This window comes from Sinorhizobium terangae, assembly GCF_009601505.1.
GTDB classification, from domain to species: Bacteria; Pseudomonadota; Alphaproteobacteria; order Rhizobiales; family Rhizobiaceae; genus Sinorhizobium; species Sinorhizobium terangae.
Genome location: NZ_WITC01000086.1, coordinates 1 through 16957 on the forward strand (window position 1 = coordinate 1; position 16957 = coordinate 16957).

The window sequence follows — 16957 nt, forward strand, 5'->3', positions numbered from 1 at the left end:
GAGCCTGCTGCTCCTCGGCCTGCTTCGGAGCGCCCTCCTCGGCGGCGGGTTGCTGTTCCTCAGCCTGCTGCTGGCGCTTCTTGCGCGGAGCCTGCTGCTCCTCGGCCTGCTTCGGAGCGCCCTCCTCGGCGGCGGGCTGTTGTTCCTCAGCCTGTTGCTGGCGCTTCTTGCGCGGAGTCTGCTGCTCCTCGGCCTGCTTCGGAGCGGCCTCCTCAGCGGCGGGTTGCTGCTCTTCAGCCTGCTGCTGGCGCTTCTTGCGCTTCGGAGCCGGCTGTTCTTCAGCCTGCTTCGGAGCGGCCTCCTCAGCGGCGGGCTGCTGTTCTTCAACCTGCTGCTGGCGCTTCTTACGCTTCGGCGTCGGTTGCTCCTCGGCCTGCCGCGGAGCGGCCTCCTCGGCGGCGGGCTGCTGTTCTTCAGCTTGCTGCTGACGCTTCTTGCGCCTTGGAGCCGGCTGTTCCTCGGCCTGTCGTGGCGCGCTCTCCTCGGCGGCGGGCTGCTGCTCTTCAGCCTGCTGCTGGCGCTTCTTGCGTCTCGGAGCTTGCTCCTCTTCGGCTTGCGGTTGCTGTTCTTCGGCCTGCCCCTGTTCGGCGGCTTGCTTTCTGCGCTTCTTCAGCAGCAGCAATTCCTCGGGCGACGGCTGCTCCGCGCCTTCCTGAGCAACTTCGAACGGCGCCGTCAGGCTCTCGGCAAGCGCGGGCTGGACGGCAAAAGTTGCCGCGAATACCGGCAAGGCCACCGTTGCGAAAAGTCTGGATCGAATCGACATTGTCTTCCTTCCTCTTGTCGGGAGGCCTGGCTCGCTGCGCATCCTGTCCGATCGAACGGTCACGCCTGCAAGCCTGCTCCTACAGGGCCATGATCCGCGATTGCGACTTTGGGTTCGGTCACATCCGTAATCGCAACGCTGCAGTCGCGGATCGGTTCCGCTTCAAGGGCTATCGGAGGCGACATTAACCTTACGTGAACAGGCCGTTCATCTTTCCGTCGCGCCATGAAGAGGACGAGAGGCGCGTGAGCCCGCTTTCACGTTGGGCGATCGCGCTTTCCAGTTGATTTTTACAAGAGAAGTACGAATATCCCGCCAACCGTGGCGTACGCCCCGGCCCTATTTGGCATCCGCGAACAAGAAAAAACCGGATGTCAGCCAACAGAGAGGATGATCATGCGTATTTCCAGACGGCTGGCAGCCGCCGCATCGGCTGCCCTTTTCGCGCTCATGGCAAGCACGGCCATGGCAGACGGCGAAAAGATCGTCTTCGGCACCGAAGGCGCCTACCCGCCCTTCAACAATCTCGAGGCCGATGGCACGCTGACGGGCTTCGATGTCGACATCGCGAAGGCGCTTTGCGAACAGATGAAGGCAGAGTGCACCTTTGTGACGCAGGAGTGGGACGGCGCCATTCCGGCACTGATCGCCAAGAAGTTCGACGCGTTCATCGCTTCCATGTCGATCACCGAGGAGCGTAAGCAGAAGGTCGACTTCACCAACAAGTACTACAACACGCCGCCGGCGATCGTCGTTCCAAAGGACTCGCCGATTACCGAGGCGACCGAAGCGGCGCTCGACGGCAAGATGCTTGGCGCGCAGAGCTCCACAACGCATTCCAACTATGCCGAAGCGCATATGAAGGGCGCTGAACTGAAGCTCTATCCGACCGCGGATGAATACAAGCTCGACCTCGCCAACGGCCGCATTGACGCAGCCATCGATGACGTCGTAGTGCTTTCGGAATGGCTGAAGACCGAGGACGGCGCTTGCTGCAAGCTGCTCGGCACCCTGCCGATCGACCCGGTCATCAACGGTGAAGGCGCCGGCATCGCCGTTCGCAAGGGCGACGACGCGCTGCGCGAAAAGCTCAACAAGGCAATCGACGCCATCCGCGCAAACGGCAAGTACAAGGAAATCAACGAAAAGTACTTCCCGTTCGACGTCTACGGCAGCTAAGCGACGCCACTACAGCGCCGTGCGTCTTTTCAGACGCACAAAAGGTCGCGGTAGCCCTTTGAATGGCTGCATGTTTTACCCTTAAGACGGTTCCGACTTAAGGAAACATGCAATAGGCGCGGTTTTCGCGCCGATCATGCCGGGGAAATCTCGGTTGATGAAAAAAATGCAACGGCGGATGGCTTGCCCTTCCGCCGTTTTTGTTTGACAAGAACCCTCGAAAATAAGCGCAATTGCGCGAAAAAGAACGCTGCAAGGGGAATTTATTGGCATGAGCGGACTGTTCGCCGCCCTTTTCTCCGTTTTCGCCTGGATCGGGTCGATCATCGATCCGCTCTGCGGTCCGGTCGGAGTGTTTCGTTGGTTCGGTTCAGGCACGCTTCTGGCGTGTGGCGACGCCGGGTGGGGCGATGAGATCGCCTATGGATTCCTGGTGACGGCTAGCCTCGCGGTTGCCACCCTGCCCGTGGGGCTGGTGACCGGATTCTTCATCGCGCTCGCCAAGCAATCGAACGAAAGGCAGCTGCGCCTTGCGGCCAATATCTATACGACGATCTTTCGCGGCCTGCCCGAGCTCTTGACGCTCTTCATCGTTTACTACGGCCTGCAGATCCTGGTGCAGCAGTTCCTCGCCACCATCGGCTACGAGGGGCCGGTGGAGATCAACGCTTTCGTTGCAGGCATGATTGCGCTCGGGTTCGTATTCTCCGCCTATTGCTCGGAAGTGCTGCTCTCGGCCTTCAAGGCGATCCCGCACGGACAGTATGAGGCCGGCGACGCGCTCGGCTTCCATCGCGGCAAAACGATGCGGCTGATCATCCTCCCGCAGCTCGTGCGCATCGCGCTTCCAGGCCTCGGCAATCTCTGGATGGCACTCCTCAAGGATACCGCCCTCGTCTCGGTCGTCGGCCTGCCCGACATCCTCCGCCAGACGGGCGTCGCCGCTCGTGTCACCAAGCATGCGTTCGAGTTCTTCAGCGTGGCCTGCATTCTCTTCCTGATCCTGGCGATGATTTCATCCGTTGTCTTCTCGGCGCTCGAGCGCTGGACCAAACGCGCGGAGATGACCCGATGAGCATCGCAGAGACTATGATTCCGCCCCAGGCACCGCCACCGGCCCCGCCGCGGCCCTACACGCTGTCGCGCTTCATCGGCAGCGTCACGCTCGGCGTCTGGCTCGCACTCGCCGTCGGCATCTTCCTCACCGTCGTCAACGGCTGGGACCCCGAAAAATTCTCGAGATACGGGCCGAGTTTCGTGTCCGGTCTCGGCGTTACGCTCCTGCTTGTGATCTCGTCGATCGTCATGGGCGCCATTCTCTCGCTGCCTGTAGCGATTGGGCGCATGTCGAAGAACAGGATCTGGTCTTGGCTTTCCTATGCCTATGTCTATTTCTTCCGCGGCACGCCGCTGATCACCCAGCTCTTTCTCGTCTATTACGGCCTCGGCAGCTTCCGCCCGCAGCTCGAAGCGATGGGGCTCTGGTGGTTTTTCCGGGACGCCTGGAACTGCGCGCTTTTCACCTTCACGCTGAATACCGCCGCCTACCAGGCCGAAATCCTGCGCGGCGCCATCCAGAGCGTGCCGCGCGGCCAACACGAAGGCGCCGCGGCACTCGGGCTGTCACAGCGCGTCGCTTTCTTCAAGATCATCCTGCCTCAGGCGATGATCGTCGCGCTCCGCCCCTATGGCAACGAGATCATCCTGATGATCAAGGGCTCGGCGATTGTGGCGATCGTGACCGTCTTCGACCTGATGGGCGAGACGCGCCGCGCCTTCTCCCGCACCTTCGACTACCAGATGTATGTCTGGGCCGCGATTCTCTACCTGATGATGGTCGAATTGCTGCGCAACGTCTGGGCCTTGCTGGAGGCGCGGCTGACGCGGCATCTGAAGCGATAGCGGAGCGACCGCGGGAAGCCGTCCCCGCTCGCCTTTCGTACTCCGGACAACCGGCACAGATCGTCCAGCAATCGAAGGCTTTGGCAGCACTGATCAACGAGTGCTGACAAGCCTTTGTTATTGTGAGGAAATCTCATTTCCGCACAAATATTAGGACTTGATTAATAGATCGAGCGTTTCATCATAGAGACCAACCTTTGCGAGAAGTGAGGTCCTGATGACGAGTGAGATGGAACTGCAGCTCAAGGGTTACGGCCTGACGACGGCCCAAATTCTCTACCGGATGCCCGACCATCCGACTTTCCTCCAGACCTATATCTGGCAACACTACGACATCGCGCCGGATTTTCCGGAGATGCGCCACTTCCTCAAGTTCTGGCAGGAGGAATTGGACGGCCCGCTGCATTCGGTTCGTTATGTGCATCGCAAGCTGATATCGGCCAGCGAATGGCGGTCGCTCAAGGGAGAGTTCATTCTTCATTGAAGCCGCCAATGCACCGCCGTTAGACGTGCACCTCGCCGTGGGCGAGCTCGCCCTCATGCTCTTCCTTGTGCAGCGACGCGTAGAGGACAAGAACGTAGAAGAGCGCGACGCCGATCATCACCGCCCACCCCGGTACGGGCCCAAGCTCGGCCCTTTCAGTGAAGTCGGTCCAGGAACGGACGTGGCCGAAAGGTTCGCCATTGGCGGAAATCTTCGGTGACGAGATTTTCAGTGCCCAGGCCAAAAGCAGGATCAGATACATCCAGCAGTAGTTGCGCTGAAGTCTCCGACAGACCGCCTCGCGGTAGCTCATCAGGAAGGCCGGCTTCCGCAGGCTCATTGCGATCGATGCGGACCACTTGAGGCTTGGCTGTCCCTCCGGCGAAAGAATCTGAGCGAAATATCCGCGCTCGAGTTGGCGCACGCGAGCGCGGTAGACATCGAAGAAGCGATAACGTCTTGCCTCGATCAGCAGCAGCAAGGTGATCAGAAGCATCGCGAACAGCAAAACGCCATGATGCGAGGACGGCGTCGAGAGCGATACGGAGAGCATCGCCGCAACAACGGTGATCGCCCAGTTCGACGTGCGGTCGATGCGGTCCCGCCATCCCGCCATTCGGCCCAGCTCGCCGCGATAATAATGGACGATCGTGTTGATCGTCTCTTGCGTCGTCTGCGGCAGCGGCGGCCCCTGCCGCTCCGGCGATTCCGTTTCCCGCAACTCCGTTTCCAATGTCAGCGGGCTGAGTTCAGCAGGCATCGGCGTTCCCTCCCGGTCTTCCTTATTGAATGGATGATGACTCCATTCCGGCCCCGGATAAATCCCGCGAGGCCCGCGCATCGTCATATTTTTACCGAACGCTAAATGTTCGTTTTTTGTTTCGCAAAAGCTACGAATGAATCGCCCCTCCCGAACGGCGGATTGCCAAAGTCTGCGGACGGTCGTAAGAAGCGCCCATGACGCAGCAGAACAAGAAGATCGACGAAGAAGCCTTGGCGGAGGCGTACAACCGCGCGCTTTCGTTTGAAAAATCCGGCAATCTCGACGCAGCCGCGACGGCTTACGCGGAAGTCCTGACGCTCGACCCGGAGGATCACGGCGGCGCCGCCGTTCGCCTCGCCTCGATGGGACGCGGCGAAACGCCGTTGAAGGCGCCCGACGCCTATGTCGCGACGCTCTTCGACCAGCATGCCGATGTTTTCGAGAACGTCCTCGTCGACCAGCTCGACTATTGCGTCCCGCTGCTGGTTCGCCAGCGCCTGCAGGCGTTGGGACTCGGCCCCTTCCAGCGTGTTCTTGATCTCGGCTGCGGCACGGGTCTGACAGGCGGCGCGCTGCGCGACATGGCGGACGATATAACCGGCATCGACCTCTCCGAAAACATGGTCGAGATCGCGCACGAAAAGGATGTCTACGAGACGCTCTATGTCGCCGAAGCGGTCGATTTCCTGGACGACAACGACGAGGCCCCCTTCGACCTGATCGTCGCGACCGACGTGCTGCCCTATATGGGCGCTCTCGAAGCGCTGTTCTTTGGTGCGGTCGACAATCTCGTTCCGGGAGGCCTGCTGATCTTCTCCAGCGAAACTCTTCCGGCGGAAACCTTTGCCGGCCGCGATTACATGGTCGGCCCGCATCAGCGTTTTGCCCATTCGGAAGCCTACCTGCGCGATCGCCTGACGGCGACCGGTTTCGAAATCATCGAGATCGGCGATATCACCGTACGCATGGAGGAAGGCGAGCCGATCGCCGGGCAGTTGGTGGTCGCCCGCTTCAAGCTCTGAGGGAAACGATCGCGAAGCTCCTGATGTGCCAGGAATGCGCCCCGGCCCCTTTTCCGCACGCCGGCCATCGGATACACCTGCCCCAATGCAAATGGGAGCATGGGAGTCTGCAGGAATGGCTAAAGTCGCATTCATCGGTCTCGGCGTCATGGGTTACCCCATGGCCGGTCACCTCAAGGTTCGCGGCGGACACGAACTGACCGTCTATAACCGCACCGCAGAGAAGGCGCAGAAGTGGGCGGCCGAGTTCGGTGGCCGCGCGGCTGCGACCCCAGCAGAGGCAGCGGACGGCCAGGATCTCGTCTTCGCCTGTGTCGGCAATGACGATGACCTTCGCTCCGTGACCACCGGCAAGGATGGCGCCTTTGAAGCTCTCAAGCCGGGCGCTGTGTTCATCGACAACACCACGGCCTCGGCCGAGGTCGCCCGCGAACTCTACGGCGCCGCCCGCGCGAAGAACGCGCATTTCATCGACGCGCCGGTTTCCGGCGGGCAGGCTGGCGCAGAGAATGGTGTGCTGACTGTGATGTGCGGCGGCGACCAGGATGTCTTCGACAGAGCCAGGCCGGTGATCGACGCCTATGCCCGCATGGTTGGTCTGATGGGCCCCGCAGGCGCCGGCCAGCTTACCAAGATGATCAACCAGATCTGCATCGCCGGCCTCGTGCAGGGGCTCGCCGAAGGCATTCATTTCGGCAAGAAGGCGGGGCTGGACATCGAGAAGGTGATCGATGTCATATCAAAGGGTGCCGCCGGATCCTGGCAGATGGAGAACCGCCACAAGACGATGAATGCCGGCAAATACGATTTCGGCTTTGCCGTCGACTGGATGCGCAAGGATCTCGATATCGTGCTGGCCGAGGCCCGCCGCAACGGCGCCAAGCTCCCGGTCACCGCTCTGGTCGATCAGTTCTATGCCGATATCCAGGCGCTCGGCGGCAATCGCTGGGATACTTCGTCGCTGCTTGCCCGTCTCGAAAAATGACGCTTTCGCCCGCGTCCACAGTCGGCGAAGTCATCGAACACATGCGGGCGCTCGGCTGGAAGGAAAACGTGGCTGGCATGGCGCGGTTCGGCATTGTCACGCAAACCGCGCTTGGCCTCTCCAACGTCGAGCTGCGTCGCATTGCCCGGCAAGTGAAAGTCGACCACGCCCGGGCGATGGCGCTTTGGCAATCAAACATCCGCGAAGCCCGCTTGCTCGCGGCCTTCAGCGCCTCCCCGAGCGAGCTCACATTGGACGAGGCGCGGGAATGGGCCGGCGACTGCAATTCCTGGGAGCTCGCCGATACGGTCGCCGACCTCTTTGTCGCCGCTCGTTTCGAGCGGACGCTCATTCCGGAATTTGCCGCCGATGAACGGGAGTTCGTCCGCCGCATCGCCTTCGCGATGATCGCGACCGCGGCTGTCCACCTGAAGAAGGAGCCGGATTCGCTCCTCGTTGCCTGGCTGCCGCTTATCGAAGCGCATGCCGCCGATGAACGCAATTTCGTGAAGAAGGCGGTCAATTGGGCGCTGCGCCAGATCGGCAAACGCAGCGCCGCTTGCTACGGACCTGCGCTCGCACTGGCGCAAAAGCTCGCCGACAGCGACCGTCGTTCGGCAAGGTGGATCGGAAAGGATGCGTTGCGCGAGCTTCAAAGCGATCCCGTGCGTATCCGGCTTGGCATCCAAGCCTGACGCAGGGCTATTCCTCGCTCGACTTCGCCTGGTCGATCACCATGTAATCGAGCGGCAATTCGGTCGTGTACTTGATCTGCTCCATGGCAAAGGCAGAGGACACGTCGCGGATCTCGATCTTGGCGATCAACCGCTTGTAGAAGGCGTCATAGGCACCGATGTCGGGCACGACGACCCGAAGCAGGTAATCCACGTCACCGCTCATGCGGTAGAATTCGACCACTTCCGGAAAGTCGGCGACCACTTCGGAGAAGCGGCGCAGCCACTCCATCGAGTGCGAGTTGGTGCGGATCGAAACGAACACCGTCACCTTGGTATTGATCTTCACCGGATCGAGCAGAGCGACCCGGCGGCGGATCACACCATCCTCTTCCATTTTCTGGATACGCCGCCAGCAAGGCGTGGTCGAAAGACCGACCTTCTTGGCGAGGTCGGCGACGGCCAAAGTCGAGTCTTCCTGCAGAAGCCGCAGGATCTTGCGGTCTAGGCGATCCATCAAAAGTCCTCTCGAATATTTTTCCCTTCATAGCGGGAATTTCATGAAGATAAAGAAAATTGTTTCACGAAATCAACCGAGCGACCCGGCCACGCAGAAACGGCAGCAGGTCCGTTTCGAACCAGGGATTTTTCCGTAGCCAGGCGGTGTTGCGCCAGCTTGGGTGGGGTAGCGGCAAGACGGCCGGGCCGGCGTTGCGCATGACGTATCGTTGCCAGTTTTTGACGGTCTCGGTCATCGACGCTGGACAATCCGGCCCGAGATGCCAACGCTGCGCGTAGTGGCCGATGGCGAGCACGAGCTCGATCTGGGGCATGGCATCCATCACCCGTTGCCGCCAATGCGGCGCGCACTCCCGCCGCGGCGGGAGGTCGCTGCCGTGGCGGTCGTAGCCTGGGAAGCAGAACCCCATGGGGACGATCGCAAATTTACTCGGGTCGTAGAATGTTGGACGGTCGACGGCAAGCCATTGGCGCAGCCGATCGCCCGATGCGTCGTTGAAGGGCAGTCCGCTCTCATGCACGCGCAGTCCTGGCGCCTGGCCCGCGATCAATATGCGCGCCGAATCCGAAATGACCGCCACGGGCCGCGGCTCGTGCGGCAGCCGATGTTCCTCACCGCGCACTGGACTGTCGCGACAGATGCGGCATGCGGCAATGGCTGCCCGCAATACGTCCAGATGATGCGCGCTGCTATCCGCCATCTAGGAACCTCCTGAACATCACCCGGATCTGGTCCTCCAGCCATTGAAGAATGAGCCCTGACCAATTGTCCATTTCATGCGGCATTTCCTCCGCGCCACCATTCGACCGGCGCCATGCTTGCGGCCGAACGAAATCACCGCTCCAGATGCCGACGCGTTCCTCGCGCGCCGCATCTTCCTCGCTCTGGTAGCGGCCATAACTGACCGCATAGCCGGAGATGACCATCTCGCGGCCGAGATCGCGCTGACCAGCCTCGCAGACGCCGAGGTCGCGGCCATAGCGGTCGTGGCCATGCAGGCGGCATGCGGTAGCGTGCCCTCTGATTAGTGTCGTCAGGCGCTCGCGCGCTTCGCCACCGCAATCCCAAGTCGTTTCGCCGCGCCGGCAGGTTTGGCCGATTTCGGGCGCGTCGATGCCTTCGAGCCGGATGCGCCGCCCGTTGAGCCTCAGGCTGTCGCCATCGCTTGCAGTGGCTGCGCCCTGCAGTTCGCCGGTCACCGTCCTTTCCGGCGGCGGCAGCTTCGCGGCGATATAGGCGCCGATGCTGAGCAGGATAAGGAAAACCCAGCCGCCGATCATTCCGCCGCGCCCCTCGGGGCCTCTCCGCGGCGCAACGGCCGGCGAACGGCCAAATCCGAACCGCCGCCTCGGCGCAGGAGACCTCGGTCCTGCGCCATTGACGATCCGGAAGTTCCGCTTTCCCGGCCTCAATCACGCACCTCACGATTCGACACTGCCAGCCTCATCCTACCTCTCAAAAAAACGCTATCGCGCCACAATGGTTTTCGAATCCTTGCCGGGCAGCAACTTCTTAAGGATTGCGTCCTAGACTGCAAGCTGGACACAAGCCCTTGATCAAGAGCATGAGCATCGTCGCCAGCACATCGACAGATAAGATCATCGTCGACAAGTCGCGCAGTCATCGAAACAAGGCCGTTTCGAAGACCGTGCGGGCGACACGCGAGCGGCTGCAGACCGGCTCGTCCGCCCCGACCGGTTTCGAGCGGGAAATGCTTCTCCTGCATATCGATTCTGTCCTACATGGGGCGATTGCCCTGCCCTTCCTCATCGCACTCATTGCGGCCACGGGCGTCTACCTTTCCGGCGAACCGGACATTCTTGCCTGGGCGTTGGCAACGCTCTCCGCCCATGCCGTGATCATATTCCTCGCCCGCAAGGCGAAGCGCGAAGACATCGGCGCTGACAAAGTCGCCGTCTGGCGCCGTCGCTTTCTCGTCGGCCAGGCGTTGATGGGGCTCTGCTGGGCCATCTTCGCCACGCAGGACTGCGCCGCCTGCGGCGATATCCGCTTTGGCTTTTTCGAAGGCACTGTGCTGCTGGTTGCACTCGCCGCAACCGCCATGGGCACCTTCCTGTTGCGCAACGCCCTGCTCTACACGTTTCTGCCGGTCGTTGCCGCGCTCGCCTTCTCGTCGGCGACCAGAGGCGATCCTGTCCACATCGGCCTCACCGGAATCCTCTCGCTGTCACTCGTCTTCCTCGTCTTCATGACCGGACGGATGAATCGCGCCAACGTTCATATCCTTTCCGTCCAATCCGAAAAAGACGACCTCATAGCAGAGCTCGAAGTGGCGAAATCCATGTCCGACGAGGCCCGTCGCCGCGCCGAGGAAGCCAATCTCGCGAAATCCCGCTTTCTCGCCTCGATGTCGCATGAGTTGCGCACGCCGCTCAATGCCATTCTCGGCTTTTCCGAGGTCATGTCGACCGAAGTGCTCGGGCCGCTCAGCAACCCGACCTATAAGGAATATACGTCCGACATCCACCGCTCCGGCGAGCACCTGCTCAACCTCATCAACGAGATCCTCGACCTCTCGCGTATCGAGGCGGGCAAGTACGATCTCAACGAGGAAGCAGTCAATCTCGTCGAGATCGCCGAGGATTGCATCGGCATGGTGCAGCTTCGCGCCCGCTCGAAAAACATCACGATTGGTGAGCAGTTCGAACAGGACATGCCTGCCGTCTGGATCGACGAGAAGGCAATACGCCAGGTAACGCTCAATCTGCTTTCGAATGCAGTCAAGTTCACGCCCTCGGGCGGCGAGATCACCGTCAAGGTGGGCTGGACCGCGGGTGGCGGACAATATCTGTCGATCAAGGACAATGGACCGGGCATTCCCGAGGAGGAAATCCCGATCGTGCTTTCCGCCTTTGGTCAGGGCTCGATCGCGATCAAGAGCGCCGAACAGGGTACCGGGCTCGGCCTGCCGATCGTCCAGGCGATCCTCGCCAAACATAATGGCCAGTTTATCCTGCGCTCCAAGCTTCGCGAAGGCACCGAAGCCATTGCCATCCTGCCGCCCCGCCGCGTGCTCGAGAGCCTCCCGCCGGTCGAGGATGTCCGTGCGCTGGAACCGCGCCGCAAGAGCTTCGCGTAATCAGCGCGCATTCAGCTCAGGAAACGCGCTAGGAACACCACGTAAAAGGCATAGGCCGCATTGGCAAGGATGAGGCAGAGGCAGGCAAAGGACCCGAGATCCTTCGCGTTCCTGCCCATTTCCGAGATTTCCGGGGAGACGCGATCGACGATCTCCTCGATCGCCGTGTTGATCGCCTCGAAAGCCATCATCAGCAGGAACAGGATCGTCATCGCGACATATTGAAACAGCGTCGCGCCGGCGATGAAGAAGGCCACCATGGCGATGGCAAAGGCGATGAGCTCGTGCCTGAACGCCGCCTCCCCGATTAACCGCTTCGCCCCGCCGAGCGAATAGCTCGCCGCGGCAAAGAGGTGCCGGATGCCGGTGTGCTTGTCGACAGCTCCGGAGCGGCCGTTGCGCGGGGTGGTGTTGTTGGCGTCCATTTTATCTCGACGGGCTCAAAACTGCGGAAGCTACGATATCGCGATTGAGGCGAATACAAGGCGGCCGGCTTTTAAAGACCTGCAATCATCGCTCGTCGCGCGCCTCTGGATAGGAGAGCCGGTTGTTCCTATCAAGCCCTCTGCTATCGAGCTTTCGAGGTCCGACAGCCTATCGACAGCAACGGTGGCACGTGCTCGGCGTGCACGCAAGGCTACCGCACGCATCCGTAAGTCAGGCGCGAATTGCGGCAGACTCGATGCCACTAACGCGTGAGATTACTCTTTGTTGCTGACACCGGCCTGGGCGAAGGTCGCCATACCGCTATGGCAGGCGGCGGCGGCCTTGACTATGCCCGCGGCGAGCGCGGCACCTGTGCCTTCGCCGAGCCGCATGCCAAGCGCCAGAAGCGGCGTCTTGCCGAGCTTCTCGATCGCGCGCATATGTCCCGGCTCTCCGGAAACATGGCCAATCAGGCAGTGGTCGAGCGCCGACGGGTTCGCGGCCTTGAGGATCGCCGCCGCGGCGGTCGCGACGTAACCGTCGATAATCACCGGAACCTTCTGCATGCGCGCGGCCAGGATCGCGCCAGCCATCGCCGCGATCTCGCGGCCGCCGAGCCGGCGCATCAGCTCGAGCGGATCGGAGAGGTGGTCGCGATGGAGCGCCACGGCCTTCTCGACCGCGGCGATCTTGCGCTTCAGCACCTCACCTTCCGAGCCCGTTCCCGGCCCGACCCATTCTTCCGCCGTGCCGCCGTAGAGACCGAGGTTGATCGCGGCCGCAATCGTCGTGTTGCCGATCCCCATCTCGCCGATGCAGAGGAGATCCGTTCCGCCTGCGACAGCTTCCATGCCGAAGGCCATCGTCGCCGCGCAATCGCGCTCGGAAAGCGCAGCCTCTTCGGTAATGTCCCCGGTCGGATAGTCGAGTGCAAGGTCGAACACTTTGAGGCCGAGATCATGGCTGACGCAGATCTGGTTGATCGCCGCGCCGCCGGCAGCGAAATTCTCCACCATCTGCTGTGTTACCGAAGGCGGATAGGGCGTTACGCCCTGGCGTGTCACGCCGTGGTTGCCGGCAAAGACCGCGACCAGAGGCCGGGTGACGGCAGGCGGGCGACCGGTCCAGGCGGCAAGCCAGAAGGCGATTTCCTCAAGGCGTCCAAGCGCGCCCGGCGGCTTCGTCAATTGCGCATCCCGTTCACGCGCCGCCACGAGCGCCGCCGAATCCGGTCCCGGAAGGTTGCGCAACAATTCGCGGAAATCATCGAACGGAAGGCCGCTGGCACTCATGGAGAATCCTTGGATCTAAAAGCATCGATTGGCGCACGTCATAGAGGGTGGGGCAGCTTCCGGCAACGGCATTTGCGCCAAATGCTGTCGCCGGAGCATGATCGGACGGAGCACGACGATTCGGCCCGCTGCATGTTTCCTTAAATCGTAGTCGGTTTGAGGATAAGAACATGCCGCGATTGAAAGCACTACGGCGTCCTTTGCGCGTAAGACGCGCGGCGCTGTAGACGGGCTGCGGGAGGGGGAATGGCATATTTGAGAGATCTCTGGGACGACGTAGCGCGCGCGGTCGCCTTCCTCAGTCGCATTCCCGTGCCGCAACGCCATTTCGCGAGCCATGACGGCCGCCTCAATCGTGCCGTGCGCGCCTTTCCGCTTGCCGGTGTGCTAATCGCCCTACCCGCAGCAGCCGTCGCGGCACTCCTGATTGCGCTTCACATGGGCTCGCTCTTCACCGCCTTCCTCGTCATCGCCGTGCAGGTCCTCGCCACCGGAGCCCTGCACGAGGACGGCCTCGGCGATACCGCCGACGGATTCGGCGGCGGACGCGACCGGGAAAGCGCGCTCGCGATCATGAAGGACAGCCGTGTCGGAACCTACGGTGCCTTGGCTCTCATCCTGTCCGTCGGCTTGCGTGTCTCCGCGCTAGCGTCCTTCCTGCCACTCGTCACGCCGCTCGGTGCAGGGCTCATGCTCCTCGGCGTGGCGGCGCTCACCCGCGCGGCGATGGTCTGGCATTGGTCTCGCCTCCCGCTTGCCCGCTCCGACGGGGTAGCCGCATCGGCAGGTACACCCGATCCGAAAGCGACCTCCACCGCGCTCGGCTCCGCCGGTGTTATCGCGCTGCTCCTGTTCTATGCGGCCGGCATTCCCGTTATCGCGGTGCTGCTCGCGCTTGTCGCCTTCGCGCTCACTGTAAAGGCGTTCGGAAAGATCGCGTCGCGCAAGATCGGCGGCCATACCGGCGACACGATCGGTGCGACGCAGCAACTGACGGAAATCGCCATTCTCGGCGCCCTTGCGCTAACGATCTGAAAGGCCAATATTGCTCTACAGCGCCGCGCGTCTTATCAGACGCGCAAAGGACGCTGTAGTACTTTGAATTGCTGCATGTTTTTATCCTTGAATCGGCTATGATTTAAGGAAACATGCAGTAGATCCGAAGTGAACACGGGATACTGGCCGCGAACCACTTCCGGCGGAAAACGGAGTAAGCCTCGACCGTGGAATCCCCCTGTATTCTCGTTTGTTCGATCGACGAAAGAACCGGCTACTGTTTCGGCTGCGGCCGCACGCGTGAAGAGATCGGTGCCTGGACGCTTTACACCGATGCGGAGCGGCACAGCATCATGGTGGCCCTGCCCGCGCGGCTCGACACGGTGGAACGCAAGCCACGGCGGGAGACGCGCAGGTCGCGCATGGCGCGGGAACGAAACGGCGCATGAATCGTCTGATATTTTTGCTGGCCATTCTCGCGGTCGGCCTCGCGCTCCTGATCTTCAACCACGATAGCGGCGAAACCTTCGGCATCAACAACGAGGATTTCGGGAGGCTTGTCGCGCTCGGCGCCATGGCCGCCCTCCTGAGCGCCGCGATTCTCCGCGGTCGCGGGCGGCTCGGCGAAGGGCTGCGCCAGATCTTCATCTGGTTCCTGATCGCCCTCGCGCTGATCGCTGTCTATGTCTACCGCTTCGAACTGCAATCCGTGGCCGACCGGCTGCTGGCGGGGCTAATGCCGGGACGCGCGATGGTGATCACCGACAGCGAGGGCCAGCAGGAGGTGGTGCTGCATCGCCGGCTCGACGGCCATTTCGCCGCGGACGCGATGATCAACGGCCACGAGGTCAGCATGCTGGTCGATACCGGCGCAAGCAGCATCGCACTCACCTATGAAGACGCTGAAAGGATCGGCCTCGATCCGGCGAACCTCAGCTACACCGTAACGGTCCTGACGGCGAATGGTCGGACGCTCGCCGCACCGGTCACCTTGTCGGACATTGCCATCGGTCCGATCGAGCGCCAGAACATCCGGGCAATGGTCGCGGCAGAAGGAAAACTCGACCGGAGCCTTCTTGGCATGAGCTTTCTCTCGACCCTCGATTTCCTCCAGATGCGCACGGACCAACTGCGCCTGCGGGACTAATTCCGAAGTCTATAGCCGGTGTGGAAAATCCAGGTCAGCACCGACATGCAGACAGTCAGGAAGACGAGGATGATGACGGCGCTGGCGACCGGGTTGACGTCGGAAATCTCGAAGAAGCTCCAGCGGAAGCCGCTGATCAGATAGAGCACCGGGTTGAAATGGCTGACCGCCCGCCAGAAGGGCGGTAGCATGTCGATCGAGTAGAAGCTGCCGCCAAGAAAGACGAGCGGCGGGACGACCAGCATCGGTATCAGGTTCAACTGCTCGAAGTCCTTGGCCCAGATGCCGATGATGAAACCGAACAGGCTGAAGGTTATCGCTGTCAGCACGAAGAAGAACACCATCACGAAAGGATGGGCGATCGAAAGATCGACGAAGAGCGAGGCTGTCGCGAGGATGATCGTGCCGATCATCAACCCTTTGGTCGCCGCCGCGCCGACATAGCCGAGCACGATCTCCAGCATCGAGATCGGCGAAGACAATACCTCGTAGATCGTGCCAGTGAATTTTGGAAAATAGATTCCGAAGGAACCGTTGCCGATGCACTGGGTCAGAAGCGTCAGCATCATCAGCCCGGGCGTGATGAAGGCACCGTAGGAAACGCCGTCGATCTCCTGAATGCGTGCCCCGATCGCCGCGCCGAAGACGATGAAGTAGAGCGACGTGGAAATGACAGGCGACACGACGCTCTGCAGAAGCGTGCGGCGCGTCCGCGCCATCTCGAAGAAATAGATCGACTTGACCGCCTCGATGTTCATCGCCCCGCCTCCACGATCTCGACGAAAATGTCCTCCAGCGAACTCTGTCGCGTGGATAGGTCCTTGAGCCTGATTCCTGCTTCCGCAAGCTCGGCAAGCAGTGCGGTGATACCGGTCCGCCCCGCGCTGGTATCATAGTCATAGATCAGACAGTGGCCGTCGCCTTCGAGCGTCAGATTGTAGGACGACAAGGTATCTGGCACGCGGTCGAGCGGCTGGGCGAGTTCGACGCGCAGTTGCTTGCGGCCGAGTTTCGTCATCAACGCCGCCTTGTCTTCCACCAGCAGGATCTCCCCGCCGTTGATTACCGCAATCCGGTCGGCGATTTCCTCTGCCTCTTCAATGTAATGCGTGGTCAAGATGATCGTCACGCCGGAAGCGCGAAGCTCCCTCACGACGTCCCACATGCTTTTGCGCAAACTGACGTCCACGCCGGCTGTCGGCTCGTCCAGGAAGAGCACACGCGGTTCGTGCGACAGCGCCTTGGCAATCAGCACGCGCCGCTTCATGCCGCCAGAAAGCTCCCGCAGCATGTTGTCCTTCTTGTCCCAGAGTGACAGGTCTTTCAGCACTTTCTCGATATGCTCGGGATCCGGTTTCTTGCCGTGCAGCCCGCGTGAGAACGAGACTGTGTTCCACACGGTCTCGAAGGCGTCGGTGGTCAGTTCTTGCGGCACCAGGCCGATCATCGCCCGGGTCTGGCGGAAATCGCGCACGACGTCATGCCCACCGACAGTGACCTCGCCGCCGCTTGCGTTGACGATGCCACAGATGATCGAAATCATCGTCGTCTTGCCGGCTCCGTTCGGCCCGAGCAAAGCGAGGATTTCGCCTTGCTCTATATCGAGGCTGACGCCTTTCAGTGCCTTGAAGCCCGATGCATAGGTCTTCGACAGATTGGAAACGGAAACGATGGGCGCCATGCAAAAGGATCCGGGAACGT

Annotated in this window: 19 protein-coding genes and 1 pseudogene; 11 read left to right on the plus strand and 9 right to left on the minus strand. The window is 61.4% G+C overall.

Features of this window, described 5'->3' with window-relative positions:
* A pseudogene (locus GHK62_RS20825) lies at positions 1-766 on the minus strand (OmpA family protein); the annotation flags it as partial.
* A gap of 396 nt (positions 767-1162) precedes the next feature.
* Here GHK62_RS20825 and GHK62_RS20830 point away from each other — a divergent pair.
* From GHK62_RS20830 to GHK62_RS20845, 4 genes are all read left to right on the plus strand, one after another.
* Positions 1163-1945, plus strand: a complete 783-nt coding sequence (locus tag GHK62_RS20830; protein ID WP_153441015.1) for an ABC transporter substrate-binding protein — start codon at positions 1163-1165, stop codon at positions 1943-1945.
* Positions 1946-2216: 271 nt separating this feature from the next.
* Complete coding sequence (locus tag GHK62_RS20835) at positions 2217-3020, plus strand: ABC transporter permease (RefSeq protein WP_153441016.1); 804 nt, start codon at positions 2217-2219, stop codon at positions 3018-3020.
* Entirely contained in the window at positions 3017-3847 is an 831-nt protein-coding gene (locus tag GHK62_RS20840) for an ABC transporter permease (protein ID WP_153441017.1), read from the plus strand. Before GHK62_RS20835 ends, GHK62_RS20840 begins: the two co-directional genes overlap by 4 nt.
* A gap of 217 nt (positions 3848-4064) precedes the next feature.
* Entirely contained in the window at positions 4065-4331 is a 267-nt protein-coding gene (locus tag GHK62_RS20845) for an usg protein (protein WP_153441018.1), read from the plus strand.
* A gap of 19 nt (positions 4332-4350) precedes the next feature.
* On the opposite strand, the gene GHK62_RS20850 is transcribed toward GHK62_RS20845, so the two are convergent.
* Positions 4351-5091: a DUF2270 domain-containing protein gene (locus GHK62_RS20850; RefSeq protein WP_153441019.1), complete on the minus strand. Its 741-nt coding sequence runs from the start codon at positions 5089-5091 to the stop codon at positions 4351-4353.
* 197 nt (positions 5092-5288) lie between these two features.
* Here GHK62_RS20850 and GHK62_RS20855 point away from each other — a divergent pair, with 197 nt between their 5' ends.
* From GHK62_RS20855 to GHK62_RS20865, 3 genes are all read left to right on the plus strand, one after another.
* The gene (locus tag GHK62_RS20855; protein WP_153441020.1) at positions 5289-6116 is read left to right on the plus strand and encodes a class I SAM-dependent methyltransferase; all 828 of its coding nucleotides are present in this window, start codon (positions 5289-5291) and stop codon (positions 6114-6116) included.
* Between the two features lie 115 nt (positions 6117-6231).
* Positions 6232-7101: an NAD(P)-dependent oxidoreductase gene (locus tag GHK62_RS20860; protein ID WP_153441021.1), complete on the plus strand. Its 870-nt coding sequence runs from the start codon at positions 6232-6234 to the stop codon at positions 7099-7101.
* Positions 7098-7796, plus strand: coding sequence for a DNA alkylation repair protein (locus GHK62_RS20865; RefSeq protein ID WP_153441022.1), 699 nt, complete (start codon positions 7098-7100; stop codon positions 7794-7796). Before GHK62_RS20860 ends, GHK62_RS20865 begins: the two co-directional genes overlap by 4 nt.
* 7 nt (positions 7797-7803) lie before the next feature.
* Here GHK62_RS20865 and GHK62_RS20870 read toward each other — a convergent pair whose 3' ends face one another.
* The 3 genes from GHK62_RS20870 to GHK62_RS20880 all read right to left on the minus strand — a co-directional run bounded on the left by GHK62_RS20870 (position 7804) and on the right by GHK62_RS20880 (position 9707).
* Complete coding sequence (locus GHK62_RS20870; RefSeq protein ID WP_153441023.1) at positions 7804-8292, minus strand: Lrp/AsnC family transcriptional regulator; 489 nt, start codon at positions 8290-8292, stop codon at positions 7804-7806.
* 64 nt (positions 8293-8356) lie between these two features.
* Complete coding sequence (locus tag GHK62_RS20875) at positions 8357-8995, minus strand: uracil-DNA glycosylase family protein (RefSeq protein ID WP_153441024.1); 639 nt, start codon at positions 8993-8995, stop codon at positions 8357-8359.
* Positions 8985-9707 carry a thermonuclease family protein gene (locus tag GHK62_RS20880; protein WP_153441025.1) on the minus strand — a complete coding sequence of 241 codons (723 nt, stop codon included), beginning with the start codon at positions 9705-9707 and terminating at the stop codon, positions 8985-8987. Before GHK62_RS20880 ends, GHK62_RS20875 begins: the two co-directional genes overlap by 11 nt.
* Before the next feature lie 152 nt (positions 9708-9859).
* Here GHK62_RS20880 and GHK62_RS20885 point away from each other — a divergent pair, with 152 nt between their 5' ends.
* Positions 9860-11395 (plus strand): sensor histidine kinase, encoded by a 1536-nt coding sequence (locus tag GHK62_RS20885; RefSeq protein WP_153441042.1) that lies wholly within the window; start codon positions 9860-9862, stop codon positions 11393-11395.
* A gap of 11 nt (positions 11396-11406) precedes the next feature.
* On the opposite strand, the gene GHK62_RS20890 is transcribed toward GHK62_RS20885, so the two are convergent.
* Both GHK62_RS20890 and cobT read right to left on the minus strand, forming a co-directional pair.
* Positions 11407-11820, minus strand: a complete 414-nt coding sequence (locus GHK62_RS20890) for a diacylglycerol kinase (protein WP_153441026.1) — start codon at positions 11818-11820, stop codon at positions 11407-11409.
* Positions 11821-12096: 276 nt separating this feature from the next.
* Positions 12097-13113, minus strand: coding sequence for a nicotinate-nucleotide--dimethylbenzimidazole phosphoribosyltransferase (gene cobT / locus GHK62_RS20895; RefSeq protein WP_153441027.1), 1017 nt, complete (start codon positions 13111-13113; stop codon positions 12097-12099).
* Positions 13114-13359: 246 nt separating this feature from the next.
* Between cobT and GHK62_RS20900 the strand changes: the two genes are divergently transcribed.
* The 3 genes from GHK62_RS20900 (at position 13360) to GHK62_RS20910 (ending at position 15256) form a co-directional block, all read left to right on the plus strand.
* The gene (locus GHK62_RS20900; protein ID WP_153441028.1) at positions 13360-14148 is read left to right on the plus strand and encodes an adenosylcobinamide-GDP ribazoletransferase; all 789 of its coding nucleotides are present in this window, start codon (positions 13360-13362) and stop codon (positions 14146-14148) included.
* 188 nt (positions 14149-14336) lie between these two features.
* Positions 14337-14558, plus strand: coding sequence for a DUF1289 domain-containing protein (locus GHK62_RS20905; RefSeq protein WP_136505644.1), 222 nt, complete (start codon positions 14337-14339; stop codon positions 14556-14558).
* On the plus strand, positions 14555-15256 hold the full coding sequence (locus GHK62_RS20910; RefSeq protein WP_153441029.1) for a TIGR02281 family clan AA aspartic protease: 702 nt from the start codon (positions 14555-14557) through the stop codon (positions 15254-15256). The genes GHK62_RS20905 and GHK62_RS20910 overlap by 4 nt, the downstream gene beginning before the upstream one ends.
* On the opposite strand, the gene GHK62_RS20915 is transcribed toward GHK62_RS20910, so the two are convergent.
* The gene (locus tag GHK62_RS20915; RefSeq protein WP_153441030.1) at positions 15253-16014 is read right to left on the minus strand and encodes an ABC transporter permease; all 762 of its coding nucleotides are present in this window, start codon (positions 16012-16014) and stop codon (positions 15253-15255) included. The two genes, GHK62_RS20910 and GHK62_RS20915, sit on opposite strands and share 4 nt — an antisense overlap.
* Positions 16011-16937: an ABC transporter ATP-binding protein gene (locus GHK62_RS20920; RefSeq protein ID WP_153441031.1), complete on the minus strand. Its 927-nt coding sequence runs from the start codon at positions 16935-16937 to the stop codon at positions 16011-16013. Before GHK62_RS20920 ends, GHK62_RS20915 begins: the two co-directional genes overlap by 4 nt.
* Between the last annotated feature and the right edge of the window lie 20 nt (positions 16938-16957).

Coding starts and splice junctions, on each gene's coding strand:
- GHK62_RS20830 (WP_153441015.1), top strand. CDS start 1,163: ATGCGTATTTCCAGACGGCTGGCAGCCGCCGCATCGGCTGCCCTTTTC.
- GHK62_RS20835 (WP_153441016.1), top strand. CDS start 2,217: ATGAGCGGACTGTTCGCCGCCCTTTTCTCCGTTTTCGCCTGGATCGGG.
- GHK62_RS20840 (WP_153441017.1), top strand. CDS start 3,017: ATGAGCATCGCAGAGACTATGATTCCGCCCCAGGCACCGCCACCGGCC.
- GHK62_RS20845 (WP_153441018.1), top strand. CDS start 4,065: ATGACGAGTGAGATGGAACTGCAGCTCAAGGGTTACGGCCTGACGACG.
- GHK62_RS20850 (WP_153441019.1), bottom strand. CDS start 5,091: ATGCCTGCTGAACTCAGCCCGCTGACATTGGAAACGGAGTTGCGGGAA.
- GHK62_RS20855 (WP_153441020.1), top strand. CDS start 5,289: ATGACGCAGCAGAACAAGAAGATCGACGAAGAAGCCTTGGCGGAGGCG.
- GHK62_RS20860 (WP_153441021.1), top strand. CDS start 6,232: ATGGCTAAAGTCGCATTCATCGGTCTCGGCGTCATGGGTTACCCCATG.
- GHK62_RS20865 (WP_153441022.1), top strand. CDS start 7,098: ATGACGCTTTCGCCCGCGTCCACAGTCGGCGAAGTCATCGAACACATG.
- GHK62_RS20870 (WP_153441023.1), bottom strand. CDS start 8,292: ATGGATCGCCTAGACCGCAAGATCCTGCGGCTTCTGCAGGAAGACTCG.
- GHK62_RS20875 (WP_153441024.1), bottom strand. CDS start 8,995: ATGGCGGATAGCAGCGCGCATCATCTGGACGTATTGCGGGCAGCCATT.
- GHK62_RS20885 (WP_153441042.1), top strand. CDS start 9,860: ATGAGCATCGTCGCCAGCACATCGACAGATAAGATCATCGTCGACAAG.
- GHK62_RS20890 (WP_153441026.1), bottom strand. CDS start 11,820: ATGGACGCCAACAACACCACCCCGCGCAACGGCCGCTCCGGAGCTGTC.
- cobT (WP_153441027.1), bottom strand. CDS start 13,113: ATGAGTGCCAGCGGCCTTCCGTTCGATGATTTCCGCGAATTGTTGCGC.
- GHK62_RS20900 (WP_153441028.1), top strand. CDS start 13,360: ATGGCATATTTGAGAGATCTCTGGGACGACGTAGCGCGCGCGGTCGCC.
- GHK62_RS20910 (WP_153441029.1), top strand. CDS start 14,555: ATGAATCGTCTGATATTTTTGCTGGCCATTCTCGCGGTCGGCCTCGCG.
- GHK62_RS20915 (WP_153441030.1), bottom strand. CDS start 16,014: ATGAACATCGAGGCGGTCAAGTCGATCTATTTCTTCGAGATGGCGCGG.
- GHK62_RS20920 (WP_153441031.1), bottom strand. CDS start 16,937: ATGGCGCCCATCGTTTCCGTTTCCAATCTGTCGAAGACCTATGCATCG.